The organism is Sphingomonas sp. 2378 (assembly GCF_038084995.1).
Lineage (GTDB): Bacteria > Pseudomonadota > Alphaproteobacteria > Sphingomonadales > Sphingomonadaceae > Sphingomonas.
On sequence record NZ_JAXCMJ010000085.1, the window covers coordinates 1 to 4,126 of the forward strand.

The window sequence follows — 4,126 nt, forward strand, 5'->3', positions numbered from 1 at the left end:
GTAACTCGTTCGGTATCGCAGGCTCTTTGCGTCGGGACATATCGGGTCTCCTTCTTCCCCTTTATGCCCGCCCGCACACGAAATTCCTGACACTCCCACCGAGGCGTAGGCGTTGAGGTACACCTCCTCATATTTCACCGAGCGCCAGAGGCGCTCTACGAACACATTGTCGCGCCAGCAGCCTTTCCCGTCCATGCTGATGGCAATCTTCGCGCGCAGAAGGACGGCGGTGAACGCGGTGCTGGTGAACTGCGAGCCCTGGTCGCTGTTGAAAATGTCCGGCTTGCCGTAGCGGGCCAGCGCTTCCTCCAGCGTCTCGATGCAGAATTCGGCATCCAGCGAGGTTGACACCCGCCACGCCAGCACGCGCCGGGTGAACCAGTCGACGATCACGACGAGATAGACGAGGCCGCGCGCCATCGGCACGTAGGTGATATCCGTCGCCCACACCCCGGCCTTCGCCGGGGCAGGCTCTGGTTCGGCCTCGTCACCGCCAGCTTGCGCAGCAGATACGGATAGACCTTGTGCCCCGGCACCGGTTTCGACGTGTTCGGGCGGCGGTAGAGCGCTTCCAACCCCATCCGCTTCATCAGCGTCGCGACATACAGCCGGCCGACGGACATGCCCTCCTGCCGAAGCAGATCGCGCAGCATCCGGCTGCCGGCAAACGGGTAGAGCAGGTGCAATTCGTCGATCCGCCGCATGATGGCCAGGTCGGCGTCCGGCATGGCCCGCGGCAGATAGTAGATGCTGCCGCGGCTGATCCCGAGTTGTCGCGCCTGAGCGATCAGCGGTAGCGCGTGCCCCCGGTCGATCATCGCCTTGCGCTCGGCAACAGACCGGCCTTCCCGAGCGCACCGGACAAAAAATCGTTCGCCAGCGTCAACTCGTCGGCCTCCATCGGCTATGCCGATGGCCGCTTCGCGGTCGGAGCTTCGCTCTTCGCGTGCAGCACTGTTACGTCGACAGCCGGCTCAACGCGTGACGGATCCGCCCCGAACACGTCCGCGGCCCCCTCCAGCAGCCGCGCCCGCCACTGGTTGATGAGGTTCGGATGCACGTCATATTGCTGCGCCAGCTCGGCTAGCGTCTTCTCGCCCTTCACGGCGGCCAGGGCCACTTTCGCCTTGAATGCCGGGCTGTGGTTCCGACGGGGTCGCTTGCTCATCTTGCCTCCTGCTCGCGGCCACCATCGCCGCTGTCAGATCGGCAATCCACTTATCCCCGCTGTGCAGATTTCCCGGGCCACCTCTGTGGCACGTCTTTTTTTGAAACAAATCGCGCAGTTTTTTTAGATAGGAGAATCTTCTCAAATCGATTGCACAGATTAGAAGGTGCTAGGCAGTCTGGAGTTTGGATGAGATGAGAAAGACGATCTTAGGCGTTGTTGCACTCGCAGCGGTTTCCGCCACCCCGGCGTATGCTGGCGTCACATCGACGTCGTACCTGACGCCGCCGTCTTATTCGCCCGACTCGACACTGATCACGTTCGACAGCGCTCTCCCAACGGGCTTTTCGTTGAACGGTGGTCAAATCCTAAATACGTCTACCAGCACCGGCGCTTATCAGGGCTCCCTAGCACCCGCAGGCAGCAGCGGCAGCTATTTGGCAGTCGGCGCAACCTCGGGCACGCAGGCCGTGCTGAAGGGGACGGGTAACACGAGCTGGGGCAGCGTCAGCTTGCTCTGGGGTTCAATCGATTCGTTCAATAAGCTCGACGTACTGGACACGCTGGGTAACGTCATCAAGTCGCTCACTGGCAATGATGTGACATCCAATGTCACGGCGACCGGGACGGCAACCGATAATAACCGTTATGTTACCTACACGATTGATCCTAACTCGGGTACCAGAATCGGTGGGCTGCGCTTCAACTCGCCAACTGACGCATTCGAGATTGATAACGTAGCATTTTCGCAGCCCACCTCGGTTCCTGAGCCTAGCACTATTGCGCTGTTCGCACTCGGCCTGCTTGGTGTCTTCGCTCTTCGCCGGCGAACCGCATCAGCAAAGTCGTTCGCTCTTTAAATCTTACGGCGTTATTTTGAGGGCGGTGGTTTTATTCACCGCCCTCGGCCCGCATCACTTTTTAACTTATCTACCGTGTCTAAATCATCGCGCGACAAATCACATCAGCACAAACAGTCGATCGGGACTAAGCGGCAACACAGACCATATCGTCAATTTCGCTGCTCATTCACCTCTATGACATTCTGCCTAGAGACGAGGCTTATTGACGAGGCTAGGATAGCCGACGGCAGAATAAATCACGCTTAGAATAGCGAAAGCCATTGGTCAACGCCAACACGAGCACAGTCACAATTACAATTTTAGTACTGCATCTAAAATATTATTCGAATATACGAATTTCCTTGATTGTGTGCAAGTCGACCTTCTGCTTACAGGCTGACAAAAAACTGACAGCTAAGCCGCATCTTTGGCCTCCCCAACAAGGATCGTATTTCAGGACAAAGCAGAAGCGGCGCCTCAGACAGATTCCTCCACTAAATGGTCCCGGTCGAACGCCTCGCGTGAGGCGCGGAAGCTATCGACGTTCCCGACTATCCAGGTCCACAGCGGAACCAGCCTGACCAAGAGTTCCAGGCCCGTGTCGGACAGCGAATATTCGACATGCGGCACGATCTCATCGAAGTCGTGACGTACCACCAGACCATCGCGCTCCAAGTGGCGCAGGGTGCGGGTCAGCATCCGCTGCGTGATCCCGTGCATGCGGCGCCCGATCCCCGCATGGCGAAGCTGGCCATAGACGCCGAGCGTGTGAATGACGCCGAGCGACCATCTGCTGCCTGCATGGGCAAGCACCTCCCGGCGCACGCCATCGTCATCGTCGCGCAGGCCGTCACAGACCGTCTGCGAGTATCGGAGGATGTCCTCCTGGCTCAGGGAATTAATAGCAGTATCACGCATGTACCCATCTTTCGCGCTTGTCCGAGGCTTGCCAGATCACCGGCAACCAAGGTGAAAACGAGCAAGAACGATGAACGATACAACCTCTTCCGTGAAGTCACGCAACATCCTCGTACTGGGTGCAGGCGAGCTTGGCATGCCGGTACTGCGCAACCTAGCGCGCCGCGCGAAGGACATCGACGGCGCGAAGATCAGCGTCCTGCTGCGCGAAAGTGCCGTCGAGTCCGGGGATCCGGCCAAGCAGCGCGACATCGCGGAGATTCGAGCAGCAGGGATCGAGATTGTCCTGGGCGATCTGGTCAACGATACGATCGACGAGCTGGCGGAGCTGTTTGCCCGGTACGACACGGTGATCGGCTGTGCGGGCTATGCGGCGGGGATCAATACGCCCATGAAGCTCGCCAAGGCCGCGCTGCAATCAGGCATCCCGCGCTACTTCCCGTGGCAGTTCGGTGTCGACTTTGAAGCGATCGGTCGCGGCGGTCCGCAGGACATTTTTGATGCACAGCTCGACGTGCGCGAGTTGCTGCGCTCGCAGGACAAGACCGAGTGGGTCATCATCTCCACCGGCATGTTCATGAGCTATCTGTTCGAGCCGGACTTCGGTGTCGTCGACTTGGAAAACAGCGAGGTTCACGCGCTGGGTAGCCTCGACACCGCCGTGACGCTGACGACGCCTGACGACATCGGCGTGCTGACCGCCGAGATCGTGTTCTTCGAGCCGACGATCCGCAACGAGATCGTCTTCCTCGCCGGCGATACCGTCACTTACGGTGAGGTTGCGGACAAGCTGGAGGCAGCGTTCGGCCGTCCCTTCAAGCGGTCGGTCTGGACCGTGCCCTTCCTGATGGAAGAGCTGGCGAATGATCCGAACAACATGATGCGAAAGTACCGCGCCGCCTTCGCGATCGGACGTGGCATGTCGTGGCCGAAGGCAGGCACGTTCAACGACCGTCAGGGTATTCCGGTCACCGACGTGGCTGCCCTTATCAAGACCGATTTGCTGGCAGCCCAGCAGGACAAGTGATGTGAGCTGGGCGGCACCAACGCCGCCCTTGTCAAAATCGATACGCGCAGGGCTTTGAGGCTGGTGTAATTACTAGGGTCCGGACCCAATAACCGTCTTCCGTTTCCTGCATGATGGTGATTCACTGGCTCTGCGAGGAGGTGGTGGAATGACGGATTTCTTTTGGTTTTC

3 protein-coding genes and 1 pseudogene are annotated in these 4,126 nt (G+C 59.1%); 2 read left to right on the forward strand and 2 right to left on the reverse strand.

What is annotated here, in order from left to right; translation table 11 throughout:
• Window positions 1-96 precede the first annotated feature (96 nt).
• Window positions 97-1,168, reverse strand: a pseudogene (locus tag SM191_RS19175) (IS3 family transposase); the annotation flags it as partial.
• Window positions 1,169-1,362: 194 nt separating this feature from the next.
• Here SM191_RS19175 and SM191_RS19180 point away from each other — a divergent pair.
• The gene (locus tag SM191_RS19180) at window positions 1,363-2,028 is read left to right on the forward strand and encodes a PEP-CTERM sorting domain-containing protein (RefSeq protein ID WP_341507608.1); all 666 of its coding nucleotides are present in this window, start codon (window positions 1,363-1,365) and stop codon (window positions 2,026-2,028) included.
• 459 nt (window positions 2,029-2,487) lie between these two features.
• On the opposite strand, the gene SM191_RS19185 is transcribed toward SM191_RS19180, so the two are convergent.
• Window positions 2,488-2,928 (reverse strand): winged helix-turn-helix transcriptional regulator, encoded by a 441-nt coding sequence (locus SM191_RS19185; RefSeq protein WP_341507609.1) that lies wholly within the window; start codon window positions 2,926-2,928, stop codon window positions 2,488-2,490.
• A 70-nt stretch (window positions 2,929-2,998) separates the two neighbouring features.
• Between SM191_RS19185 and SM191_RS19190 the strand changes: the two genes are divergently transcribed.
• Window positions 2,999-3,955, forward strand: coding sequence for an aromatic alcohol reductase (locus SM191_RS19190; protein WP_341507610.1), 957 nt, complete (start codon window positions 2,999-3,001; stop codon window positions 3,953-3,955).
• Window positions 3,956-4,126 lie beyond the last annotated feature (171 nt).

Coding starts and splice junctions, on each gene's coding strand:
- SM191_RS19180 (WP_341507608.1), top strand. CDS start 1,363: ATGAGAAAGACGATCTTAGGCGTTGTTGCACTCGCAGCGGTTTCCGCC.
- SM191_RS19185 (WP_341507609.1), bottom strand. CDS start 2,928: ATGCGTGATACTGCTATTAATTCCCTGAGCCAGGAGGACATCCTCCGA.
- SM191_RS19190 (WP_341507610.1), top strand. CDS start 2,999: ATGAACGATACAACCTCTTCCGTGAAGTCACGCAACATCCTCGTACTG.